Raw genomic sequence first — 3,112 nt, 5'->3', positions numbered from 1 at the left:
AAGCGCCTAAATAAGCAACTTCTAAAGCATGCTGATAACGGCTATCGCCATTTAAATTTGGTAAAAATAATGCAGGGTTAACACTACCCGACGCTTTTGCTTCGTTAATTGCTAATTTAGCAGCATCAAAATAACGACGCACGTCGTCGTAATCTCTATTTAACGGACCCGTTGGCGCAAGTACAACGCGTTTGTTTTCAATCACTAATAAAGTAACTTGTTTACCAATACGAGAATCAACTTTTGCTTGGTCTAAAATAGCATCACGTAATGAGTTATTTGGTAATAGAGAAAAGTCATCACTAATAATAATAAGCGCATCATGAGATGTGCATTCAAGGCTTGCACTAACCGCTTGAGGGTATGCCATAAATAAAGTCCTGTTAGAAAACATAAGCCCCTATTATCGTCGATTTAAATATTGAAGACCAGCAAGGTGCGATGAGCTAATTACACAACTTGCCAATAAATGGCAACTTGGGGTTACAGGCTTTACAGCTTAATCGAGAATACTCAGTTGAAAGTTTTGTTCTGGCTCGCTTTTAATGCCAACGCCTATGCCAAGTAATCTTACAGGTTGTTGTAGCCCTCGTTGATAGGCCTTAGTAAGGAGTTGAATAAATATTTCTGTGTTTAGCTCGTGGTATGCCTGATCGGCTGAGGTCACTACAAAATTTGCAAACTTCACTTTAACACTCAGCTTATTAATACGGTTTTGTAATTGCTGCTTATTAAGTCTTAAAACTAATTCGTCTAACAATTTTGGCAGCTCATCTAAGCACTCTTGCAAACTTGTTTTATTGTATTCGTAGGTATGCTCAACACTCAGCGACTTTATGATGCGATCTGTTGATACTTTACCAACATATTCACCTGCACATTTTTGATAAAGCGACACACCAAAATTACCCACATGTTGCTGCATCCAGTTAACGCCTTTTTCACGTACATCCTTGCCGGTATATAAGCCTTTTAAATTTAGCTTTTCGAGCGTTACTTTACCCACCCCCGGAATTTTCCCCAGCGGTAATTGCGCTAAAAAGTCATCGACCTCATGAGGCAAAACGACAAACTGACCATTAGGCTTTTTTTCGTCACTCGCTATTTTGGCAATAAATTTAATCGGTGCAATACCTGCCGACGCAGTAAGCCCCGTGGCATTGTAAATATCGGCTCTTATTTGCTGTGCAATAAGTGTGGCGCTGCCTTTACAAGCGGTGCTGTCTGTTACATCTAGGTAGGCTTCATCTAAAGAGAGTGGTTCAATTAAGTCTGTGTAGCGGCTAAATACTTCACGTATTTGATTTGAAGCTTCTTTGTATACAGCCATGCGCCCTGGGACAATAACTAAATCGGGGCATAATTGTTTAGCATGATAGTTCGACATAGCCGATCGCACGCCATATTCTCTAGCTATATAGTTAGCGGTTGAGAGCACGCCTCGTCGGCTATTGCCTCCAATAGCAAGCGGTACACATGCAAGTTTTGGATTATCTCGCATTTCTACTGCTGCATAAAAGCAATCCATGTCTATGTGAATAAACTTCTTCATCACCACAACAACAACTGGTTATTTATACAGTCATTATTATAGAATCAAATGTGATAAGCAAGCTTAGTTAACTATTAAAAAAAGCGCTTATTACTTTCTTGCTCTTTATAACCGCGCAACCAAAACATAACCTCGAAAAAAAAACCCGCTAACATTAAAATAATAGCGCCTGATTCGTTACCCATTGCGTAACAGGTAAAAGAGGCTATAAAAACCAAACAAGCTAAGGACCAATTAATTATATTCTGCATATTTTTACCTTTGTGTGTTTTTGTGTTTGTCTGTGTAATTTAACTGTAGACCTAAAATTAAACAGGTACAATCATCTTATAAAAAAACATGCCATTAATTACCTTGAGCTCGTAACCCCATGTTGATAATCTAAGTACTTTAAAATTAAGGGCCAATAAATAATGCAAACGTTTAAAGATCAGCACCCTATCCATACCGACATCACCGTAGCGTGGGCTGATATGGATGCACTACAACACGTAAATAATGTAGTGTATTTACGTTACTTTGAAATAGCCCGAATCGACTTCTTAAATAAAATAAATCTGTTCGATACAATAAGCCCTAATGGCGTGGGCCCGGTAATAAGCGAAAATAACATTCGTTATAAACGCCCAGTTACATTCCCAGATACGCTTACAGTCGGCGTTACTATTTCTGATATAAAAACAGATCGATTTGTTATGAATTACACCGTATTTAGTCACGCACAAAACGCTATAACAACAACAGGCACTTCAAAAGTGGTTATGTTTGATTTTGAAACAGGCCAAAAAGCGCCAATTGCAGAGCCTCTTTTATCGGCGTTAGTTAGCTACTCTCAAGACGAGCAATAAGGAATTCTCATGCAATACAGCCCACTTGGCAGCAGTGGTATTAACGTTTCAAGAGTATGTTTAGGCAGTATGACTTGGGGTAAACAAAATACTCAAAGCGATGCTGATGAACAAATAGCCTACGCGCTAGAGCAAGGCGTAAACTTTATTGATACAGCCGAAATGTATGCAGTACCGCCCTCTCCTGAGACCTATGGTAAAACCGAGGAAATTATTGGCAATTGGCTATCGCGTAATCAGCAAAAGCGCAGCGATGTGGTACTTGCTACAAAAATTGCAGGCAATGGATTATCGTGGGTACGTGATGGTGGCAATATTACGCGCCAAACGGTAATAGAAGCCGTAGACGATTCACTTAAGCGCCTTAAAACCGACTACATTGATTTATATCAGCTGCATTGGCCAAACCGCTCTACCCCGCACTTTGGCAGACAGTGGCCCGGCACTCTTAAATTTACCGACGTAAATACACAAGAGCAGCAAGCTAGTATGCTTGATATTCTAGAAGGCCTTAATGAATGTGTTAAAGCAGGTAAAATTAAGCACTGCGGTTTATCTGACGATACGCCATGGGGTATAAGCCAGTTTTTAAGTTTGGCCAAAGAGCATAACTTACCGCGCATGGTATCTATTCAAAACGAGTTTAGCTTAGCGCACGCTAAAGACTGGCCGTATTTAATAGAACAATGTGTACACGAAGATATTGCCTACT

The 3,112-nt window shown here is 39.8% G+C and carries 3 protein-coding genes and 1 pseudogene; 2 read left to right on the top strand and 2 right to left on the bottom strand.

The window, feature by feature from the left end; genetic code table 11:
* Together L654_RS0101960 and dinB are read right to left on the bottom strand one after the other, a co-directional pair.
* Nucleotides 1-370: pseudogene (locus L654_RS0101960) on the bottom strand (leucyl aminopeptidase family protein); the annotation flags it as partial.
* A 129-nt stretch (nucleotides 371-499) separates the two neighbouring features.
* A complete protein-coding gene (gene dinB / locus L654_RS0101955) occupies nucleotides 500-1,552 on the bottom strand; it encodes a DNA polymerase IV (protein WP_033027669.1) in 1,053 nt (350 codons plus the stop codon).
* Nucleotides 1,553-1,965: 413 nt separating this feature from the next.
* Between dinB and L654_RS0101945 the strand changes: the two genes are divergently transcribed.
* Both L654_RS0101945 and L654_RS0101940 read left to right on the top strand, forming a co-directional pair.
* Complete coding sequence (locus L654_RS0101945) at nucleotides 1,966-2,400, top strand: thioesterase family protein (protein ID WP_024607094.1); 435 nt, start codon at nucleotides 1,966-1,968, stop codon at nucleotides 2,398-2,400.
* A gap of 9 nt (nucleotides 2,401-2,409) precedes the next feature.
* Nucleotides 2,410-3,112: aldo/keto reductase (locus tag L654_RS0101940; protein ID WP_024607093.1), on the top strand; the 703-nt coding region annotated here is incomplete at its 3' end.

The sequence above is a fragment of the Pseudoalteromonas sp. TAB23 genome, from assembly GCF_000498075.1.
Lineage (GTDB): Bacteria > Pseudomonadota > Gammaproteobacteria > Enterobacterales > Alteromonadaceae > Pseudoalteromonas > Pseudoalteromonas arctica.
This window is presented reverse-complemented; position numbering and strand designations above follow the sequence as displayed.

Bases quoted from the DNA above. Each gene is read 5' to 3' on its own strand.
- dinB (WP_033027669.1), bottom strand. From the start codon at position 1,552: ATGAAGAAGTTTATTCACATAGACATGGATTGCTTTTATGCAGCAGTA.
- L654_RS0101945 (WP_024607094.1), top strand. From the start codon at position 1,966: ATGCAAACGTTTAAAGATCAGCACCCTATCCATACCGACATCACCGTA.